At 68.1% G+C, this 20,331-nt stretch carries 14 protein-coding genes and 1 pseudogene; 7 read left to right on the top strand and 8 right to left on the bottom strand.

Going from position 1 to position 20,331, the window contains the following annotated elements; all coding sequences use genetic code 11:
- Positions 1-54: 54 nt before the first annotated feature.
- Positions 55-1,677: a chaperonin GroEL gene (groL, locus tag AC1U7O_RS00450; protein ID WP_479892557.1), complete on the bottom strand. Its 1,623-nt coding sequence runs from the start codon at positions 1,675-1,677 to the stop codon at positions 55-57.
- Between the two features lie 75 nt (positions 1,678-1,752).
- On the bottom strand, positions 1,753-1,977 hold the full coding sequence (locus AC1U7O_RS00455) for an SPW repeat protein (RefSeq protein WP_479892559.1): 225 nt from the start codon (positions 1,975-1,977) through the stop codon (positions 1,753-1,755).
- 267 nt (positions 1,978-2,244) lie between these two features.
- Between AC1U7O_RS00455 and AC1U7O_RS00460 the strand changes: the two genes are divergently transcribed.
- Positions 2,245-3,771: a DegQ family serine endoprotease gene (locus AC1U7O_RS00460; protein WP_479892560.1), complete on the top strand. Its 1,527-nt coding sequence runs from the start codon at positions 2,245-2,247 to the stop codon at positions 3,769-3,771.
- A gap of 180 nt (positions 3,772-3,951) precedes the next feature.
- Here AC1U7O_RS00460 and AC1U7O_RS00465 read toward each other — a convergent pair whose 3' ends face one another.
- Entirely contained in the window at positions 3,952-5,085 is a 1,134-nt protein-coding gene (locus AC1U7O_RS00465) for a citrate synthase (protein ID WP_479892562.1), read from the bottom strand.
- Between the two features lie 413 nt (positions 5,086-5,498).
- On the opposite strand from AC1U7O_RS00465, the gene AC1U7O_RS00470 reads away from it, so the two are divergent.
- Complete coding sequence (locus tag AC1U7O_RS00470; RefSeq protein WP_479892563.1) at positions 5,499-5,879, top strand: hypothetical protein; 381 nt, start codon at positions 5,499-5,501, stop codon at positions 5,877-5,879.
- Here the strand turns inward: AC1U7O_RS00470 and AC1U7O_RS00475 are convergent.
- Entirely contained in the window at positions 5,876-6,244 is a 369-nt protein-coding gene (locus AC1U7O_RS00475; RefSeq protein ID WP_479892564.1) for an FmdB family zinc ribbon protein, read from the bottom strand. The two genes, AC1U7O_RS00470 and AC1U7O_RS00475, sit on opposite strands and share 4 nt — an antisense overlap.
- A 167-nt stretch (positions 6,245-6,411) precedes the next feature.
- On the opposite strand from AC1U7O_RS00475, the gene AC1U7O_RS00480 reads away from it, so the two are divergent.
- The gene (locus AC1U7O_RS00480) at positions 6,412-6,759 is read left to right on the top strand and encodes an ArsC/Spx/MgsR family protein (RefSeq protein WP_479892565.1); all 348 of its coding nucleotides are present in this window, start codon (positions 6,412-6,414) and stop codon (positions 6,757-6,759) included.
- Between the two features lie 10 nt (positions 6,760-6,769).
- Here AC1U7O_RS00480 and rnd read toward each other — a convergent pair whose 3' ends face one another.
- Together rnd and AC1U7O_RS00490 are read right to left on the bottom strand one after the other, a co-directional pair.
- A complete protein-coding gene (gene rnd, locus AC1U7O_RS00485) occupies positions 6,770-7,954 on the bottom strand; it encodes a ribonuclease D (protein WP_479892566.1) in 1,185 nt (394 codons plus the stop codon).
- Positions 7,955-7,985: 31 nt separating this feature from the next.
- Entirely contained in the window at positions 7,986-8,594 is a 609-nt protein-coding gene (locus tag AC1U7O_RS00490; RefSeq protein ID WP_479892567.1) for a DnaJ domain-containing protein, read from the bottom strand.
- Between the two features lie 199 nt (positions 8,595-8,793).
- Here AC1U7O_RS00490 and AC1U7O_RS00495 point away from each other — a divergent pair, with 199 nt between their 5' ends.
- Positions 8,794-9,291, top strand: coding sequence for a c-type cytochrome (locus AC1U7O_RS00495; RefSeq protein ID WP_479892568.1), 498 nt, complete (start codon positions 8,794-8,796; stop codon positions 9,289-9,291).
- Positions 9,292-9,310: 19 nt separating this feature from the next.
- Here AC1U7O_RS00495 and AC1U7O_RS00500 read toward each other — a convergent pair whose 3' ends face one another.
- A complete protein-coding gene (locus AC1U7O_RS00500) occupies positions 9,311-10,726 on the bottom strand; it encodes an NAD-dependent malic enzyme (protein WP_479892569.1) in 1,416 nt (471 codons plus the stop codon).
- Positions 10,727-10,876: 150 nt separating this feature from the next.
- Here AC1U7O_RS00500 and AC1U7O_RS00505 point away from each other — a divergent pair, with 150 nt between their 5' ends.
- Positions 10,877-14,539, top strand: a complete 3,663-nt coding sequence (locus AC1U7O_RS00505) for an aldo/keto reductase (protein ID WP_479892570.1) — start codon at positions 10,877-10,879, stop codon at positions 14,537-14,539.
- 108 nt (positions 14,540-14,647) lie between these two features.
- On the opposite strand, the gene modA is transcribed toward AC1U7O_RS00505, so the two are convergent.
- Entirely contained in the window at positions 14,648-15,487 is an 840-nt protein-coding gene (gene modA / locus AC1U7O_RS00510; protein ID WP_479892571.1) for a molybdate ABC transporter substrate-binding protein, read from the bottom strand.
- A gap of 442 nt (positions 15,488-15,929) precedes the next feature.
- Between modA and AC1U7O_RS00515 the strand changes: the two are divergent.
- Both AC1U7O_RS00515 and AC1U7O_RS00520 read left to right on the top strand, forming a co-directional pair.
- Positions 15,930-19,128 (top strand): annotated as a pseudogene (locus AC1U7O_RS00515) (efflux RND transporter permease subunit).
- Positions 19,128-20,327, top strand: a complete 1,200-nt coding sequence (locus tag AC1U7O_RS00520) for an efflux RND transporter periplasmic adaptor subunit (protein ID WP_479892572.1) — start codon at positions 19,128-19,130, stop codon at positions 20,325-20,327. Before AC1U7O_RS00515 ends, AC1U7O_RS00520 begins: the two are co-directional and overlap by 1 nt.
- The last annotated feature ends 4 nt before the right edge of the window (positions 20,328-20,331 follow it).

The raw sequence follows: 20,331 nt of genomic DNA on the forward strand, positions 1-20,331 counted from the left end.
GACGGGCGCGGAAACGGGCGGCCGGGGCCGTGCCCCGGCCGCCCCGGTGCGGGCTCAGTACAGGTCTTCGTCGGGCACGGCGGGTCCGGCCGACTTCTTCTTCTCGGGAATTTCGCTGACCATCACCTCGGTCGTGAGCATGAGGCCCGCCACGCTCGCCGCGTTCTGGAGCGCAGTACGCGTGACCTTCGTGGGGTCGATGATCCCGGCCTTGAGCAGGTCCATGTACTGCTCCGAGGCGGCGTCGAAGCCGAAGGCGCCGGATTCCTTGCGAACCTTCTCGACGACCACGGAGCCGTCGTGGCCGGCGTTGCCCGCGATCTGACGGATCGGCTCTTCGAGGGCGCGCCGGACGATGTTGGCGCCGATCCGCTGATCGCCCTCCAGCTTCAGGCGGTCCAACGCCGGGATGCACCGCAGCAGCGCCACGCCGCCGCCCGGCACGATCCCCTCCTCGACCGCGGCCTTCGTCGCGTGCAAGGCGTCCTCCACGCGGGCCTTCTTCTCCTTCATCTCGGTCTCCGTGGCCGCGCCCACGTGGATCACCGCGACGCCTCCGACGAGCTTGGCCAGGCGCTCCTGCAGCTTCTCGCGATCGTAATCGGAGGTCGTCTCCTGGATCTGCGCCTTGATCTGCTTCACCCGGCCCTCGATCTTCTTCGGGTCGCCCCGACCCTCGACGATCGTCGTGTTGTCCTTGTCCACGGTGACCCGCTTGGCGCGCCCGAGGTCCGACAGCTTCACACTCTCCAGCTTGAGGCCCAGGTCCTCGGTGACGGCCGTTCCGCCGGTGAGGATCGCGATGTCCTCCAGCATGGCCTTGCGCCGGTCGCCGAAGCCGGGCGCCTTGACGGCCGCCGCGGTGAGCGTGCCGCGGAGCTTGTTGACCACGAGCGTGGCCAGCGCCTCCCCCTCCACGTCCTCCGCGATGATGAGCAACGGCTTGCCCAGCTTGACGACCTGTTCCAGGAGCGGCAGCAGGTCCTTCATCGCGCTGATCTTCTTCTCATGGATCAGGATGAAGGGGTCCTCCAGCACCGCCTCCATCCGCTCCGCGTTGGTCACGAAGTAGGGGGAGATGTATCCGCGGTCGAACTGCATGCCGTCGACGACGTCGAGGGAGGTGCTCATGCTCTTGCCTTCCTCGACCGTGATGACCCCGTCCTTGCCGACCTTCTCCATCGCTTCGGCGATCAACTCGCCGATGGTCTGGTCGTTGTTCGCCGAGATCGTCCCGATCTGGGCGATCTCCGTCTTCCCCTGGCAGGGCTTGCTGATCGTCTTGAGCTCCTCGACGACGATCTCCACCGCCTTGTCGATGCCCCGTTTGAGCTCCATGGCGGAGGCGCCCGCCGTCAGGTTCTTCACCCCCTCGCGGAAGATCGCCTCGGCCAGCACGGTGGCCGTGGTCGTCCCGTCCCCGGCCGCGTCGCTGGTCTTGCTCGCCACTTCGCGCACGAGCTGGGCACCCATGTTCTCGAAATGGTCGGGCAGGTCCACTTCCTTGGCGACGGTGACGCCGTCCTTGGTGATCGTGGGCGATCCCCATTTCTTGTCCAGGATCGCGTTGCGGCCCTTCGGTCCCAGGGTCGCCTTGACGGCGGTCGCCAGTTGAGTCACGCCGCGCAGGATTGCGGCACGCGCGGCATTGCCGTACACGAGTCGCTTGGCTGGCATGTCTGTCCCTCCCGCGTTGTCCCGTTCATCCGACGAGTCGGGCCCGCGTGAGCGGCCTGCCTCCGCCACGCCTCCTCAGGTCGCCCTGCTCCGCCGATGGTCCTTCAGCATCTGGAACGACCAGCCATGCTCCTTGAGCTCCCGGAACCCCCAGAACGCGGCTGCGATCAGCATGGCCGCGCCTACCACCACGTCGTTGCGGACCGCGGACTCGTTGTCCGCGTAGCCGAGGAGGAAGGGCGCGGCCAGGAGCCAGGCGGCCATCACCGCGAAGATCGACGGCATGTAGCGCATGTTCATGGCATTCACCCCCCTTCTAACCCGTGGATTCTGATGCGAAGTGTGGGAACCCGACCGACGGAAGGGGGCGGAGGCGGCGGTCCGCGCACGCCGGCCCTCAAAGGTGGTGCTTCGATAATCATCGCCGCCGAGACCGTCAAGGCCGTCGGCACCGATCCGCGCCCGGCTCTTGACTGACCGCGCATCGGGCTTAGCTCAAGAACACGCGCGCGGTGCCGGCGCGCTGTCCGGTTTCATCTAAGTGGTCAGAAAGAGGAGTCTGGCTTGATGTTCCGATCTGGCAACCGTACCCCCCCTCGCCCGACGGGCCCCACCGCGAGGGGACTTCTGCTGTCGCTCCTGGTGTGGCTGCCGCTCGTCCAATGCGCCCAGGACGAGGGGCCGCTCGACCGCCCGGCCGTCGCCGCGTCGCCGGCCGCCCCGACGGTCCAGCCGGCCGTATCCGCCGTCCCCTCCAACGACACCCTGATCGCCGTCGCCAAGGTCGCCCGCGAATCGGTCGTCAACATCTCCGCCGTCCGCAAGGTGAGCCCACGAGAGGCGCCGCTCCCGAGCCCCTTCTTCGACGATCCCTTCTTCCGGCGGTTCTTCGGGGAGGAATTCGAGCGGCGCTTCCAGGTCCCGCGGGAGCACCGGGAGCACGGGCTGGGCTCGGGGGTCATCGTCAGCGCGGACGGCTACATCCTGACGAACAACCACGTGATCGAGCGGGCGGACGAGCTGGAGGTGCTGCTGGGGGACAAGCGCCGGCTCAAGGCCACCGTCATCGGGACGGACCCCAAGACCGACGTGGCCGTGATCAAGATCGACGCGACCGGGCTCCCCGTCCTGCCCTGGGGGGATTCGAGCCGGCTCCAGGTCGGCGAGCTGGTCCTGGCGGTCGGCAATCCCTTCGGGCTCAACCAGACGGTCACGATGGGGATCATCAGCGCCGTCGGCCGCGCCAACATGGGCATCGTGGACTACGAGGACTTCATCCAGACGGACGCGGCGATCAACCCGGGCAACTCGGGCGGCGCCCTGGTCAACCTCAAGGGCGAGCTGGTCGGGATCAACTCGGCTATCTTTACCCGCAACGGCGGGTTCATGGGGATCGGCTTCGCGATCCCCAGCAACATGGCCCGGGGCGTGATGGACAGCCTCATCAAGCACGGCAAGGTCATCCGGGGCTGGCTGGGGGTGTCCATCCAGGAGGTGAACCAGGACCTTGCCAAGGAGTTCGGCGCCCCGGACACCAGCGGTGCGCTCGTGGCCGACGTGATGGAGGACAGCCCGGCCGCCAAGGCGGGGCTGGAGCGCGGGGACATCATCACGAACTTCAACGGGACGGGCGTCAAGGACCCCGCGCACCTGCGCTCGCTCGTCGCGGAAACCACCCCCGGCACCACGGTGACGCTTACGATTTTCCGCGACAAGAAGAGCCGCGAGATCACGGTGACGGTCGCCGAGCTGCCCAAGGAGCTCGCCGCGGCCGCCCGGAGCGGGAAGGAAGGGCGGGGCGACCATGCCTTGGCCGGCGTCACGGTGGAAACCTACGTCCCGGACCGGTCCAGCCGCCAGGGCCGCGCCCGCGCGGGCGGCGGCGTCGTCGTCAAGGACGTCGAACCGAACAGCCCCGCGGAGCGGGCCGGGCTGCGGGTCGGCGACATCATCCGGGAGATCAACCGCAAGCCGGTCCGCAGCGCGCAGGACTTCGAGCGGCTGACGGCGGGGCTCCCGCCGAAGTCGCCGGTGCTGCTCTTGCTCGGTCGCGACAACGCGACGATCTTTCTGTCGATCAATCCGGGAAGCTGATCGGCGAGACGCCGCGGGAGGCGCACGACGTGCTCCCGTGCGTCGGCCGGCGCGGAGGGAGGAGCCCGATGCTCGGCGAGCTGTTGGCGCTCATGGTCATGGGCGGGTTGATCGCCGTGACGGCCCTGGCGATCGCGGGCTTCTTGCGGCTTGTGGACTAGCCGGGGGCCGCGCGGGCTGCTACCGCCGGTCGATGGGCACGTAGGGCCGGTTGTGCTCCCCGGCGTAAATCTGATCGGGACGGTAGAGCTTGTTCTCCTTCAACTGCTCGAACCAATGGGCCAGCCAGCCCGCCACGCGCGCCATGGCGAAGATCGGCGTGAAGCAGTCCGCCTCGATGCCCATCCGATCGTAGACGAGCCCCGAGTAGAAGTCCACGTTCGGGTAGACGCGCTTCGCGCCCAGCAGCGCCGCCGCTTCCCGCTCCACCGCCAACGCCACCTCGTAGAGCGGCGAGGCGCCGACCTCCGTGAACAGCCGCTCGCACAGGCCCTGGAGGATCGTCGCCCGCGGGTCCTTGACCTTGTACACCCGATGGCCGAACCCCATGACCTTGCCCTTGTTCCGGAGCTTCTCCTCCAAATAGGGGCGGGCGCGGTCGGGTGTGCCGATCTCCCGCAGCATCTGGACGACCTCCTCGTTGGCCCCGCCGTGGAGCGGCCCCTTCAACGCGCCGATGGACGAGGCGACGACCGTGTAGGGGTCGGCCAGCGTGGAGGCCGTCACGAGACCCGTGAAGGTGGAGGCGTTCATCGTGTGCTCGGCATGGAGGATGAGGCAGACGTCCAGCGTCCGACTGAGCAGCGGAGCGGGCACACGCTCCGTGAGCATATAGAGGAAGTTGTCGGCGAAGCCCAGGTCGTCCCGCGGCGGGATGTGGTCGTCGCCGCGGCGCAGCCGCGCCGTCGCCGCCACGATCGTCGGGAGCTTGGCCAGCAGCCGGACGGCGGACCAGTAGTTGTTCTCCGTATCCCTGACGTTCCGCCCGGGGTAGAACATCCCGAGCGCCGCCACGGCCGCCTGCAGCGCATCCATCGGATGGCCGTGCTCGGGCAGGCACTTGATGAGGTCCACGATCCGGAACTTGAGCCGGCGGTGGCGGGTCACGTCCTGCTCGAAACGCGCCAGCTCGGCCCTCGACGGCAGGCGGGAGAACAGGAGCAGGTAGGCCGTCTCCAGGAAGGTGGACTGGGCGCAGAGGTCCTCGACCCGGATGCCCCGGTACTCCAGGATGCCTCGCTCTCCATCCACGTCGCTGACGGCGGACTTGGCGGCGGGCACCCCGGCCAGCCCCGGCATGAAATCATGCGGCATCGTCCTCCCCCTCGCTCAAGGCCCCAGCCCCGCGCAGCGGTCATCGGCCCGAGGGGATTCTAGGGGCCAGTCCCCGCCCCGTCAAGGCGCGGGCGGCGCGGCTTGCACTCCCGGGCGGGCGCGGGCATACTACGCGGCGTCACCGCGGAGCCGGCCATGACCTCCACCTGGCGCATCCTCCTCCTTGTCCTCGGCGCGGCCGCCGTGGCCAGCGCCGCCCTGCTCTGGGTCGGCCGGGCGCCGGACGGGACGTCGAGCCGGCCGAGCGGGCCTGAGGCGGGGTTCTCTTCGAAGAGGGTCGGCACCAGCGCCCTGAGCCATGGGGGCCCGACGCCCGGGCGCCGGGGCGGGGAGCCGCCCCGGGCGGGTGCGGAACAGGACGGCGGCCAACCGGGACAGTGATGAGGGCGGGCATGCGAAGGATGGCGGCGGTAGCGGCGGTGTTGCTGGCAGTCGTGGGCGCGGCGGCAGCGCAGGAGGACCCTCCGGTGTTGTTCGCCGTCGTCACCAAGATCCCCAAGGACCGCAAGCAGGTCACCGCACAGGTGGCGGCGATGGGCGGGGCGGTGGTGGAAGCCACCCTCATCGCCACCGATCCGGTCATCGACAACCCGATCTGGAAGAAGCTGGAGGTCTGCCACTCCCTGCGGGTGGAGGCCTGGAAGAACCCCGAGGGCTACCGCGTGGTCGGGGTCAGGGTGCTGGACGCCGGCATGCTTCCGATGGCGCTCCAGGGCATCGCGGGCGACTGTCTGTTGAAAAAGGCGTTGGAGTTCGGGCCGATGGTGGACTAGCCGCGACAGTCCGGGCAGACGGTCGGTTCGGGGTCGGACCGCGCCTCCTCCTGGGTGAGGGGAAAGAGCTGGTCGCACGCGGTGCAGGTGCGGATCTCGAAGTAGGCGATCCCCTGCTCGTCGATCTCCGTCGGCAGGAGCAGTTCCAGCGGGTCGTAGCCCACCAGGGCCCCGTCGGGGAATCGGACGAGCGCCAGCCGGACGTTGAACAGCTCGAACACGCCCTCCTGGCCCTTGCGCTCGGGGATATGCCCGAGCACGAAGACCGGCTGCCCCTTCCGCTTGGTCCGCAGATCCTTCAAGGTCCGCTGCGTCGCGGTGGCGCAGGCAAAGCTGCCGCTGGAGCTGGTTCCTGCCGTCGGCATCGCTGGTAGTCGGACTCGCGGCTGTGGGCAAGGGCGAGGAAGTCGGAGGCCCGAGCGGGGCCTCTTGCCGTGGCCCCCCGCCTCGCGCCTCATGCCGGGTACCGCGGCCTTGTACCATGGGACGGAAAAGCCCGTCAAGGCGGGCTGTCACGCGCAAGGGAGGCGGAATGTCGAAGATCACGATCTACCAGAAGCCGACCTGCAGCACCTGCCGGGAGGTGGTCAAGTTGGTCCAGGCCAGCGGCAGACCCTTCCAGGCCGTCAATTACTACGAGCAGCCCCTGACGAAGGGCCGCCTGAAGGAGTTGCTGAAGAAGGCCGGGCTCCGTGCGGCGGACATCCTCAGGACCAAGGAGGAGGCTTACAAGACCCACGTGGCGAAGAAGTCCCTCTCGGAAGAGGAGTTGCTCGACCTGATGATCGCCCACCCGGACCTGATCCAACGGCCTCTGGTCGAGAAGGGGGAGCGGGTGATTCTGGCGAGGCCGCCGGAGACGGTGAAGGCCCTCCTGTAACAAGGGCGGGTTACGAGGGCGGCACCAGCCTGACCGCGCCGGTCTTCGGGTCCACCCGCACCAAGAGCTGTCCGGCCAGCACCTCCAGCAACAGCTCACCCGCCAACTGGCGGCGCCACCCCTGCAGGAGGGGCAGGTCCATCTCACCGCGGCCTTGCTGGGCCTCGGCCAGGGCATGGAGGTCGGCCGACGTGGCGAGGAGCGTCGGGGCGATGTGAGCCTCCTTGGCCCTCGTCTTGAGCACGGCCTGGAGCAGGTCCACGAGGCCGGTCGCTTCCGCCTGCGGCTTCGGCGGCGGCGGCGCGGCGGGCCACTCGGACTTGGGGAGGGCCAGGGCGGCCTGGATCAGCTTCAGGATCGTCTCCCCGTTCCGCTCGATCTCCGAGGGGTGGAGCCCCCGCTGGTGCCGGAGGGCCTCCAGCGACCGGGGGGCGTGGCGGGCGATCTCCAGCAGGACCTCGTCGCGGACCACCCGGCCCCGCGGCACGTTCCGCCGCCTGGCCTCCTCGTCCCGCCACATGGTCAGCTCCCGCAGCACCGCCAACGCGGAGGGCCGCAAATGCTCCCAGCCGCGCAGGCGCTGGTAGCCCAGTCGCGGGTCCCGTGCCCCGTCTCCCAGCTTGGCCTCCAGCCGCGCAAACTCTTCCTTGATCCAGTCGAGCCGTCCCAACGCCCGGAGCCGCTCGACGAGATGCTCGTGGATGGGCAGGAGATGCTGCACGTCCTCCGCCGCGTAGGCGAGCTGCTCGGCCGTGAGGGGACGCCGGTTCCAGTTGGTCAGCGTGTGGCCCTTGGCGAGTTTGGCGCCGAGGATGCGCTGCACCAGCGGGCCGTAGCCGACCTGGGTGCCGTACCCCACCATTGCGGCGGCCAGTTGCGTGTCGAAGATCCCGACCGGAACGCGGCCCGCGTGCAGGGCCAGCAGTTCCAAGTCCTGCCGCCCGGCATGGACGACCTTGACGACGCGGGGATCGGCGAGGATGTCCCCGAGAGCCTCCAGCGAACCCACCGCCGGCACGTCCACGACGGCCAGCGCCCCCTCGGCGGCCACCTGCAGCAGCTCCAAGCGCGGGATGAAGGTATCTTCCCCGACAAACTCGGTGTCGAGGGCAAGCCGATCGCGATCGCGCAGCTTCGCGCAGAGGTCGCGGAAGGCGGCGGCGCCGACCAGGTACTGGGCTGGAGGATGGTTCACGGTGCTCGTGCGCGGTCCTCGGGTGCCGCACTCAGGCGCGGCGGGGCGGCTCGGTCTGGGAAAGACTCATGGCTTCCTTCAAGTACTGATAGGCTTCGATGATGCGGCGCATCTCCGGCTCGGAGCTGCGATCCCCCCGCCGCGCGTCGGGATGCAGTCGCTTGGCCCGCTGCCGGAAGGCCGCGGTCACCTGCGCCATGGAGCTGCCCTCCTCCAAGCCGAGGGCCCGGAGGGCCTCGTCCATGCTCCCGATCTCCCCCCGCGGGCCGGAGGGGTCCCCGCCACCGCCCGCGGCGGTCCGGAAAAAGTCGGCGAAGTTGACCCGCCGACGCCGCCGCCGCGGCCGCTGCCGCACCTCGCTGTCCAGCTCCTCGAACCGGTCCTCGACGAATTCCAGGCGGGCTTCCAGGCGCCCGGCGCCGGCCATGTCGAAGACGGAGACCAGCTCCTCCTCGATCAGGGGCAGCGCCCGGTCGATCTCCGCCAGCCCCTCCTCGACCCGGAAGTACGTATCAACCCGATCCTGCATCATCGTGTCCATGGCGAAGTCCAGGCTGTCCTCCGTCTTCCGCTTCAGCTCCTCGATGCGACGCCGCATCCCCGCCCGATATTTCGCGAGCTTGACCGCATCGAAGGGCATAGCTTCCTCCGCGGATGGGCCGACCGGCCCCCTCGGCGACCGGTGCGCGCCATTCTAGCACAACGGCCCGCCCGCCTCACCTGGAGAGGGACCGCGGTCGGCGCGCCGCGCGTTGCTCCGCCGCGGACGCCTGTGCTAGACTCCGCCCCGTTTTGCGGCCGGCCGCCGCCGGACCGCGATCATCCGACAGGGGGGTGCGATGAACTCGTTCAGGATCCTCGTCTGCTGCGGCCTCATGGCCTTGACCTATGCGATTCCCGCCCTCGCGGAGAACCCCTCCGGCTACGGACAGGCCGGCGGAGAGTTCGACATCACCATCCCCCGCGTCCCCGCGGCGGAGCTGTCGGCGGCCAAGGCGCTCAAGCCGCCCTTCCAGCCGACACCGGAGATCCTCGCCGAAGGCAAGGCCATCTTCCTGGGGCGCGGCACCTGCTTCCAGTGCCACGGGCCGGAGGGCCGCGGCGACGGCGGCGCCGCGAAAGTGCTGCCCATCCAGCCGCGCAACTTCACCAACCCCAAGTTCAAGAAGCTACGGACGCCGGGCGAGCTCATGTGGGTGCTGAAGAACGGCAGCCTCGGCCAGTCCGGCAAGGTGCCCGGCACCGGCATGCTGCCCATCGTCGGCCAGTTTCTGAGCGAGGAGGACGGCTGGAAGGTCCTGCTCTACGAACTGAGCCTGGGCGCCCAGCCTCAGTGAGGCGCCCGGCGCGGCGGCCTCAACGCCGACGCGCGACGCCGCTGTCACGGGCGGCCTGGGCCACGGCCTGGGCCACCCGCGCCGCCACCTGCCGGTCGAACACGCTCGGGATGATGTAATCCTCGCTCAGCGTATCCTCCGGGACGATCGAGGCGATGGCCCGCGCGGCGGCGAGCTTCATCGCCTCGTTGATGTCGCGGGCCTGCACGTCCAGGGCCCCGCGGAAGATGCCGGGGAAGGCGAGCACGTTGTTGATCTGGTTCGCGTAGTCCGACCGGCCGGTCGCGAAGACGCGCGCGTGCTTCATCCCCAGGGCCGGTGCGATCTCCGGGTCCGGGTTCGCCATCGCGAAGACGATCCGATCGGGATGCATGAGGTCGAGGTCCTCCGGCCGCAGGACGTTGCCCACCGAGAGGCCGATGAAGACATCGGCGTCCTTGAGCGCGTCCTGCAACGAGCCGGTCGGCTGATCCTCCCGGATACAGGCGGCGACGTTCCCCAGACAGTCCGGTACCGACTCCGGTTCCACCCGGAGGATCACCCCCTGCCGGCCGCAGCCGGTCAGCCGCGTCACGCCCGCCGCCAGCAGGATCTGCGCGCAGGTCCGGCCGGCGGCGCCCAGCCCGTTCACCACCACCCGCACGTCCTCGATCCGCTTCCCCACCACCTTCAGCGCGTTGGTCAGCGCCGCCAGGATCACCACCGCCGTGCCGTGCTGGTCGTCGTGCATCACCGGGATGTCCAGCGTTTCCTTGAGCCGGCGCTCGATCTCGAAGCAGCGCGGCGCGCTGATGTCCTCCAGGTTGATCCCCCCGAACCCCGGCGCCACGGCCTGGACGACCCGCACGATCTCGTCCGGGTCCTTCGTGGCCAGGCAGAGGGGCCAGGCGTTGATGCCGGCGAACTCCTTGAACAGCATCGCCTTCCCCTCCATGACCGGCAGGGCGGCCTCCGGTCCGAGGTCGCCCAATCCCAAGACCGCCGACCCGTCCGTCACCACCGCGACGCTGTTGCACTTGGTCGTGAAGGCGTAGGCCTTGCTCTTGTCCTTGGCGATGGCCTGGGAGACCCGCCCGACGCCGGGCGTGTAGACCATGGACAGGGTGTTGCGCGTCGTGACCGGCAGCTTGCTGGTCACCTCGATCTTTCCCCCCAGGTGAAGCAGGAAGATGCGGTCCGAGGCGGCGACCACGCGCACGTCCGGCAGGCGGCCGAGGCGCGCGAGGACCCGTTCGCCGTGCTCCTCGTTGAGGACGTCGAAGGTCACGTCCCGGACCATCCGCTCCGGTGAGGCCGACACCAGGTCCACCGCGCCGAGGTTCGCGCCCTCCTCGGCCAGCGCCGTCGCGACACGCGCGAACATCCCCGGTCGGTTCGCCAGTTCGAGCCTGATCGTCAAGCGGTAGTTGGAATAGGGGCCCTCGTCCAGCTTCATGGTCGCCCTCCCGGCTCCGCCTCAAGAGTATCACAGCCGGCCGCGCTGGTCCTCCCCCGCGGGCCGGCCCCCACGATTGCGAAGGGGCGGGACCGCAGGGTATGCTGAGCCGCATTCCCGCTCAACCAGCTTCCCGACCAAGGAGACTCCATGACCGACGCCGGCGACCAGGGCCGTACGCCCAACCGTCTCATCCACGAGACCAGCCCCTACCTCCTCCAGCATGCCTACAACCCCGTGGACTGGTATCCCTGGGGCGAAGAGGCCCTGCGCCGGGCCAAGGAGGAGAACAAGCCGATTCTCCTCTCCATCGGCTATTCTGCCTGCCACTGGTGCCATGTGATGGAGCGGGAGTCCTTCGAAGACCCACAGATCGCCGCGCTCATGAACGAGTCCTTCGTCTGCGTCAAGGTGGACCGGGAGGAACGACCGGACCTGGACGAGATCTACATGCAGGCCACCCTCGCCCTGAACCAAGGGCAGGGCGGCTGGCCGATGACGGTTTTCCTCACCCCCGACCAGCGGCCGATCTACGCGGGGACCTACTTCCCGCCGACCGATCGCTGGGGGCGGCCCGGCTTCGCGACCCTGCTCACCACCATCGCCGAATTCTGGCGGAAGGACGAAGGCGCGCTGCGCCAGCAGGCCGAACAGCTCACGGAAACCTTGAAAAAAGAATCACAAGTCATTGATCCTTTGGCCATTGGAGAGCATGATATCGAAGCCGTCGTTGCGCAGCTCGGCGAGGATTTCGACGAGCGCCACGGCGGCTTCGGCCACGCCCCCAAATTCCCCCCCGCGACGGCCCTGACCCTGCTCCTCCGCTGGTCCCTGCGCACCGGCGAGGCCCGGTCGCTCGCCATGGTCCGCAAGACGCTCGACGCCATGGCCGCCGGCGGCCTGTATGACCAGATCGGAGGGGGCTTCGCCCGCTACTCCACCGACGAGCGCTGGCTGGTTCCCCACTTCGAGAAGATGCTCTACGACAACGCGCTGCTCGCCCGCTGCTACGTGGAGGCCTGGCAGGCGACCGGCGAACTCGCCTACCGCCGTATCGCGACCGAGACGCTCGACTACATCCTGCGCGAGATGACCGCGCCGGACGGGGGCTTCTACTCCGCCACCGACGCGGACTCCGAGGGCGTCGAAGGCAAGTTCTTCGTCTGGACACCGGAGGAGATCGCCCGCATCCTGCCGGACGAGCGGGACGCCCGCCTCTTCTGCGCCTACTACGACATCACCCCCGGCGGAAACTGGGAGCGCCGGAGCATCCCGAACCGGCTGCGTCCGGCGGAGGAGGTCGCCCGCGATCTGGGGATGTCGGTCGAGGAGGTCGAGGCGGCCGTCGCGCGCCTGCGTCCCCGCGTGTACGAGGCCAGGGCCACGCGCGTCCCGCCCGCGCTCGACGACAAGATCCTGACCGCCTGGAACGGCATGATGCTCTCCGCGATGGCCGAGGCGGCCCGCCTGCTCGGCGAGCCCCGCTACCTCGCCGCCGCCGAGAAGACGGCCGACTTCCTGCTCACGACGCATTCGCGCCCGGACGGAGGCCTGTATCGGACCTCCCGGCTCGGCCGGGCGCACCTGCCCGCCTACCTGGAGGACTATGCCTGGCTTGCCGAGGGCCTCATCGACCTCTACGAAGCCGGCGCGGAGGAGCGCTACCTCCGCGAGGCCCTGCGACTCGCCGAGCGGATCCTCGCCGACTTCGCCGACCGGGAGCACGGGGGCTTCTTCACCACGGCGGAGCAGCACGAGACGCTGATCGTCCGGGTTCGCGAGGGGGCCGACGGCGCGACGCCGAGCGGCAACGCCGTGGCCGCCGAGGCGCTGGCGCGTCTGGCCTTCCATTTCGACCGCCCCGACCTCCGCGAGCAGGCCGCCCTGGCCGTCCGCGCTTACGGCCGGATGATCGCGCGCCATCCGCGCGCCTTTGCGAAAGGCCTCCTCGTCGCGGACCTGCTTCTCCACGGGCCGGTCGAGCTGGCCTTCGTGGGGACGCCGGGTGAGCCGGGCTACGAGGCGCTGCTGGCGGAGGTCCGCCGACATCCCCTCCCCCGCCGGATCATCGCGCACCACGATCCCTCGCGCGGATCGTCGGCCCATCCCCTCCTGAAGGGCAAGGGCCTGGTCGGCGGCAGGGCCGCCTTGTACGTCTGCCGCAACTTCGCCTGCGGGGCGCCCGTGACCGAGCCGGGCCGGGTCGCGGCCGCGCTCGCGGGCGGCGGGTCGAGCCAGGCCGGCGGCGGCGCGCTCCGGGGCGCGCGACTGGCCGGTCGGGCCACGCCGGCCGGCACGGCCGGCTGCGCGGCGCGCAAGGCCCTCTCCCTCGCCGACGGCCGCCCCGAGCGCGCCTACGGCCCCTTCGGCGCCACGGGGCTCACGACGAGCCGCCTGGGCTTCGGCGGCTACCGGATCGGTCTCGACGACCCGGCGCACCGGCAGGCGCTCCTCGAAGCCCTGCGCGAGGGCTGCACCCTGATCGACACCTCGGCCAACTACGGCGACGGCGAGAGCGAACGGCTCGTCGGGAAGGCGCTGGCCGATCTCGTTCGGGCGGGGGAGCTGACCCGGGAGGCAGTCATCGTGGTCTCCAAGATCGGCTACGTCCAGGGCCAAAACCTGGCCAAGGCGCAGGCGCGCGAGAAGGCCGGCCGCCCCTACCCGGAGATGGTGAAGTACGGCGAGGGCATCTGGCACTGCCTCCATCCGGAGTTCCTGGCCGACCAGCTCGAGGCCTCGCTCGACCGGCTCGGGCTGGAGACGCTCGACGTCTGCCTCCTGCACAACCCGGAATATTTCCTGTCCGAGGCCGCGCACCGGGGCGTGTCCGACCTCGCCCGCCTGCGCGACGAGTTCTACGGCCGACTCCGCGCGGCCTTCGCCTACCTGGAGACCCGCGTGGCCGCCGGGCAGGTCCAGTGGTACGGGGTTTCGTCCAACACCCTGGTCACGGCGGCGGACGAGCCCGACGCCGTCTCCCTCTCGCGCCTGCTCGACGCGGCCCGCGAGGCCGGCGGCGCGGGGCACCATTGCCGCGTCGTCCAATGCCCCATGAACCTCTTCGAGAGCGGCGCCCTGCTTCGGCCGAACACCGGACCGGACGGCACGCGGTCCGTGCTCCAGCTCGCGCAGGCCGAAGGCCTGGCCCTGCTCGTGAATCGTCCGCTCAACGCGATTCCCCCGGACGGTCGAGCCATGGTCCGGCTGGCCGACCGCGCGGTCGAGCCGCAGGCGGCGCCCTTCGAGACCCTGCGAGGTCGGGTGTGGGCGCTGGAGGAGGAGTTCCGGCGGGAGATCGCCGCGCACATCCACCACGGCGGCCAGGGGCTGCCGCCCTCCGACTACTTCCGCTGGGCGGAGGAGTTGGCGAGGGTGCGCCCGCAGGTGCAGAACCTGGAGCACTGGGAGCAGGTGGAGGGGCAGATGGTCGCGCCGCACATCAACCAGGTGCTCCAGGCTCTGAGCCGGCACCTGCGCGACGACCTGGGCGACCGGTGGCAGGACTGGCGCGAGCGCTACCTCCCCGAGCTGCTGGCCCTGCTGCGGGAGATGCGGCGGGAGGCGGCGGTCCAGAGCCGGGACCGGGCGGCGGCCATCGCGGCCGCGCTCGACCCGCTCCTGCCGGAGGACAGACGGAAGGAGCCGCTCTCGCGCAAGGCGCTCTGGACCCTGGTGAGCACGCCCGGCGTCGCCTGCGTCCTCGTCGGCATGAGGACGCCGGCCTACGTCGAGGACGCGCTCGCCGTGCTCCGGTGGGCGCCGCTCGCGGACCCACGGCCGCTCTACGAGGCTGTCGCCCGCGTGCGGTAGCCCCGCGCGCGGTGCAGCGCGCCCCTTAAGCGCCGTCGCACCCGCCGCGCGTCGAGGCGCCGCCGGTTCCTGGGACATTGTGGAACGAAGGAGCCCGCGGGCCGGCAGCTACTCCAGCTTCGTCCTGCCGTTGTCTTCGCGGAGAGACGTCAGCCCGGCCCGCGCCCCGGTCGGCGGCACCGCATCGAATCCATAGTGGAGCAGGAGCTTTTGTATGCGGGGGCTCAGGATGAAGTCAAACAATGCTTCCGCGACACCGAGAGAGGCCTCCCTGCAGGTCCACACCACCGCCTGCCCGAACTGGATCGGCGCATGGGTCCCGGCCGGCGCCTCATCGATGATCCATACTTGCCCGCCGTTGATCGCGTCCACGCGATAGACGATGCCCACGTCCGCCGCCCCCGTGCGAACCAGCTTCAAGACCTCCTCGGCATGCGGCGCGTGAACCAGATGGAGACGGTCCCTGTAGGCGGGATCGAGCTTCGTGAGCGTCCGGGCCGTAATCGTTCCCAATGCCGACGTGGCAGGATCGGCGATGGCCACGCGGATCGCTCGACTGGACAGGACATCGTGAAACGAGGTCGCAGTCGCCGCGGACGCCGTGGACATCACGAGCACGAGGGAGGTCTGCGCGTAGACCCGTGGCCCCCTGAGCGTCAGGCCTTTCTTGTGCAGGTGTTCGACTTCGGCCGCTTCAGCGAGAAACACATCGATCGGCTCCCCCCGTTCAATATGCCGGCGAAGCGTTTGCGACGGGCCGTACACGACGTGAACCGTCGCGCCGTATTCTTTCTCGAACATCGGCAGGATCTCTTGGAACGCCGTCTTCAGGCTCGGAGTCGCCCCGATCGTCAAGGGTTCAGCCTGAACACGCTCCCCACTCCCGATGATACCGACGAGTCCACCGACGACAACCACCGCCACGCTGAATTTCCCCATGCCGGCCATCGCCCTCCTCGAGGTTGTTCCGGTCCTTGCCCCCGGGCATCACGCGCCCGGCCGGAACGGGTGCAAGATCAATACCGATCGCAACGACCGCGGGACGGCCGGTAAAACTCCAACGTCATCACTCCCTTGCCGCGCAAATTCGCTTGGCTGCTTGTCCGCCTGCGTCGCCCGCCCCCCTGCCTTGTGAAATTCCGGACGAGCGCCCAGTGCGAAAGCGCACGCCTTGCGTGTTTTCCGGCTCGAGGCGCTGAACCGGATCAACGAGCCTGCCGGCGGTATCGTGCCGATATACCGGGCCAGGCCTCCCGTCGCCTTGGCGGGAGGATGGGCCTGCTGGTTGGCAAACCCCTTGCAGAGGCACGACCGACGAAGATGCCAGGGAGGTGAGATTGAGCCGTCTCCAGATGAGAACCACTCACACCGCCGTGGACGGACCCCGCGCATGAACCAGATCGTCCTCATTGCCCTGCGCAGACCGCATACCTTCGTCGTGATGTCCATCCTGATCGTGCTGTTCGGGGTCCTGACGGTCCTGCACATGCCGACCGACGTCTTCCCGAACATCACGATTCCGGTCACCTCCGTGGTCTGGACCTATGCCGGCCTGCTGCCACAGCAGGTGGAAGGGCGCATCACGTATCTGTTCGAGCGCTTCCTGACCTCGACGGTGGAGGGCATCAAGTACATCCACAGCCACTCCTATTTCGGCAGCAGTATCATCAATATCTTTCTCCAAGACGGAGTGGATGTGGGCCGGGCCGAAGCGGATATCGTGGCCATCGCGCAGACGGTCGTCAAAGCGCTGCCGCCCGATATTTCTCCGCCCATGATCATGCGGCTGGCCCCCTCCTCGATCCCGGTGGCCATGCTCGAAGTCAGTGCGGACAACATGACCCCGGCGGAACTCTACAACCTCGCCTACATGCGCATCCGCCCCCTGCTCGTGACGGTGCCGGGGGCGATCCTGCCGCACCCGTACGGCGGCCAGGACATGCAGGTCATGGTCAACCTCGATCAACAGAAACTGCTCGCCCGTAACCTCACCCCGGCGGACATCCACGAGATCCTCATGCGGCAATACCTGGTACTGCCGGCCGGCGACATCAAGATCAAGCAGACCGACTGGATCGTCCAGACGAACGCGTCACCGATGCGGATCGAAGATTTCGAAAACATCCCGATCAAGCGCGAAGGCAACGCGTTCATCTACCTGCGCGACGTCGCCACGGTGCGCCTCATGGGCCGGGTGCAGCAGAACGCGGTGCTGGTGAAAGGCAAGCAGACCGTCATCATCGTCGTCATGAAGAGCACCGAGGCCTCGACCCTGGCCGTGGTCGACGGGATCAAGAAGGTGATCCCGCGTGCCGAGCAAGTCGTCCCCGAGGGCGTGACAATCAGACTGCTCGACGACGCCTCGACCTTCGTCAAAGATTCGATCAGGGATGTTGTCCATGAAATGCTGACCGCCGGCGCGCTGGTCGGCCTCATCGTGCTGTTGCTCCTCGGCTCCTGGAGGGCCACGCTTATCGTGTGGACGTCGATCCCGCTGTCCATCCTGACTGCGCTCATCGGCCTGCATTGGCTCGGAGAGTCGATCAATGTCATGACCTTGGGCGGGTTGGCGCTGGCCGTGGGCATTCTGGTCGACGACGCGACCGTGATGATCGAGAACATCGACCGCCACATCGAAATGGGCAAACCGCTGGAGACCGCCATTGTCGACGCCGCCAATCAGATCGTCGTCCCGACCTTCGTCGCGACCCTGTGCATCGCGATCGTCTGGTTCCCGCTCTTCGGGCTTAGCGGCGTCGCCGGCTACCTGTTCAAGCCCATGGCGGAGGCGGTCATCATCGCGATGCTGGCTTCCTTCATCCTGTCGCGCACGCTGGTCCCGACCATGGCGAAGTATCTCATGAAGGGGCACCACGATGGGGAATCACCACACGCCGCCGGCGCCTGAGCACCGCAAGCCGGCGGGCGCGAAACCGTCCCGGAACGTTTTTGTCCGTTTTCAGCAGGGATTCGAGCGCCGCTTCGACCGGCTCCGCGAGCGCTACGGGATGCTGCTCGAACGGGTGATCGCCCGTCGCTACGCCTTCGTCAAGGTCTCGTTGGCGATCGCGGTGGGATCCCTGTCCTTCTTTTTCTTCCTGGGGCGCGATTACTTCCCCGAGATCAGGTCGGGGGTCATGCAGATGCATATGCGCGCGCCGCTCGGGACACGCATCGAGGTGGCGGGGCGCCTTGCCACGCTCGCCTCCAAGACCATTGAAGAAGAGTTGCTGCCCGGCAAGGTCGACAATATCGTGAGCAACTGCGGCCTGCCGGTCGGACCGCACAATCTCGCCTTCATCCCGACACCGACGATCGGCTCTCAGGATTGCGATCTGACGATCCTGTTGAAGAACGAAAAGTCGCCGGTGTGGGACTACCGGCACATTCTCCGCAAGGGCTTGAGGGAGCGCTATCCGGGGACCGACTTCACGTTCCAGCCGTCCGATCTGACCGCGAAAATTCTCAACTTCGGGGCTCCCGCGCCGATTGACGTCCAGGTCAACGGCCCGGATATCTACCCCAACTACGAGTTCGCCCGCAAACTGGCGGGCAAGTTTCGCGAGATTCCGGGCGCCACGGACGTGGTGATCCAGCAGACCATGCGCACGCCGACCCTCATGGTCGAAGGCAACCGCACGTTCGGGCTCGGCGTCAACAGGACCGAGAAAGACATCGCCGACAATCTGCTTTTGACCACCGCCGGGAGCCAACAGGTCGACCAGATCTACTGGCTCGACCCCAAGACCGGCATGTCGTACCTGATCAATGTCTATACGCCGCAGCCGCAGATCAACAGCGTCAATAGCCTCAAGACCATCCCGGTCGATTCCTCGAGCAAGGCGTCGGATGATGGCGTCCAGCTTCTCGGCAATCTGGCCGATCTCTCGGTCGAAGGCACGCCCGGGGTGATTACGCACGGCAACATCATGCCGCTGTTCGATATCTACATTTCGGCCGAAGGGCGCGACCTCGGCGGGGTGCTGGCGGATGTCCGGAAGATCGCCGCGAGCATGGAGCACGAGAAGCCCCGCAGCGCCGCGATCGAAATCCACGGTCAGGCCGCGCTGATGTACGAGGCCTATGCCGAGCTGATCTTCGGACTGCTCGCCGCGATCGTGCTGGTGTATCTCCTGATCGTCGTCAACTTCCAATCCTGGCTCGATCCCTTCATCATCATCACGGCCTTGCCCGGCGCCCTGGCGGGCATCGCGTGGTCGTTGTTCCTGACCCATACGCGGTTATCGGAGCCGGCCCTGACGGGAGCGATCATGACGATGGGCACGGCGACCGCGAATTCCATCCTGGTCGTCTCCTATGCGCGCGAGCGGCTTCAAGAGCACGGCGAGGCGCTGCGGGCCGCCATCGAAGCCGGAAAGACCCGTTTCCGTCCGGTGCTGATGACCGCCTCGGCCATGATCATCGGGATGGTCCCCATGGCGACGGGGTATTCCCAGAATGCGCCGTTGGGTCGCGCCGTCATCGGCGGCTTGCTCGTGGCCACCGTCTTCACCCTCTTTTTCGTGCCGTGCGTCTACGCGATCATCTACAGCGGGCGGATGGCTGGGCAACGGGGACGCGCCTCCTGATGAAAACACTCAACGGACCATACCTTGCCGTTTTCGCGATCCTGTTGGGTGCGCTCTATCTCGGCCATCGGATTTATGAGAGCCGAAGCGACGCCGCGCTGCTGCGCCAGCGGACGCGCGAAGAGGCTGTGCCCACCGTGGCGGCCGTCACGCCCAAGCCGGTGGCCGCGACCGAGACCATAACGCTCCCCGGCAATATCGTGGGTTGGTACGAGGCGCCCATCTACGCACGCGTCACGGGCTATGTGAAGATGTGGTACAAGGATTACGGAGCGGAGGTGAAGAAAGGCGACGTCCTCGCCGAAATCAACGCGCCGGATCTCGACGCCGAATATGCGCAGGCCAGGGCGGACCTGGAATCGGAGCGCGCCAAGTACGCGCTCGCTGAGGTGACGGCGAAGCGGTATGCCGCCTTCCGCGGCACCCACGCGGTCTCCGAGCAGTCGATCACGGTGAAGGAACAAGAGATGAAAGCCCAGGCCGCGGTGGTCAAAGCCGCAGAGCAAAAGGTCAGGAACATCGAGGCGTTTATCCGGTTCAAAACCCTCCTCGCCCCCTTTGACGGCGTCGTGACCCAGCGCAACATCAACGTCGGCGACTTGGTCAGCAAAGAAGGCAACCTCAGCACCCCGAACGCCAAGAGCAACCTCTTTACGATAGCCGTCGTCGATACGTTGCGTCTCTTCGTCAACGTACCGGAATCGTTCGGGCCCTTTATGCGGCCGGGCCTGACGGCCGACGTGACCGTCCCGCAATTGCCCACTCGCCATTGGACCGCCAAGTTCCTCACCGTCTCCCGTGGGTTCGACGTGAACACGCGGACGGCAACGACCGTCTTCACGATCGACAACGAGGACCGAGCGCTCTGGCCCGGCTCCTACGCCCAGGTCCACCTCACGGCCCCGGTCGATAGGCGAGCGTTCACGATTCCATCCACCGCGTTGGTGTTCCAGGAGCACGGCACGCAAGTGGCCGTGGTGACGGAGGATGCCCGCGTGCATTTCAAACCCGTCACCGTGAGCAAGCTCATGGACCAAGTCGTCGAAGTGGCGGAGGGGCTTTCCACGGGCGACCGCATCATCAACAACCCCAGCGCAGCGCTGCTCGAGGGCGACGAGGTGCGCGTCGTCTCGCCGGCGCCCGGGTACGATCTCGTCACGGCGGATGCGCCCCCGGCGGACGAACCGCCCGCCAAATGACGAC

The organism is Candidatus Nitrospira neuquenensis (genome assembly GCF_979578155.1).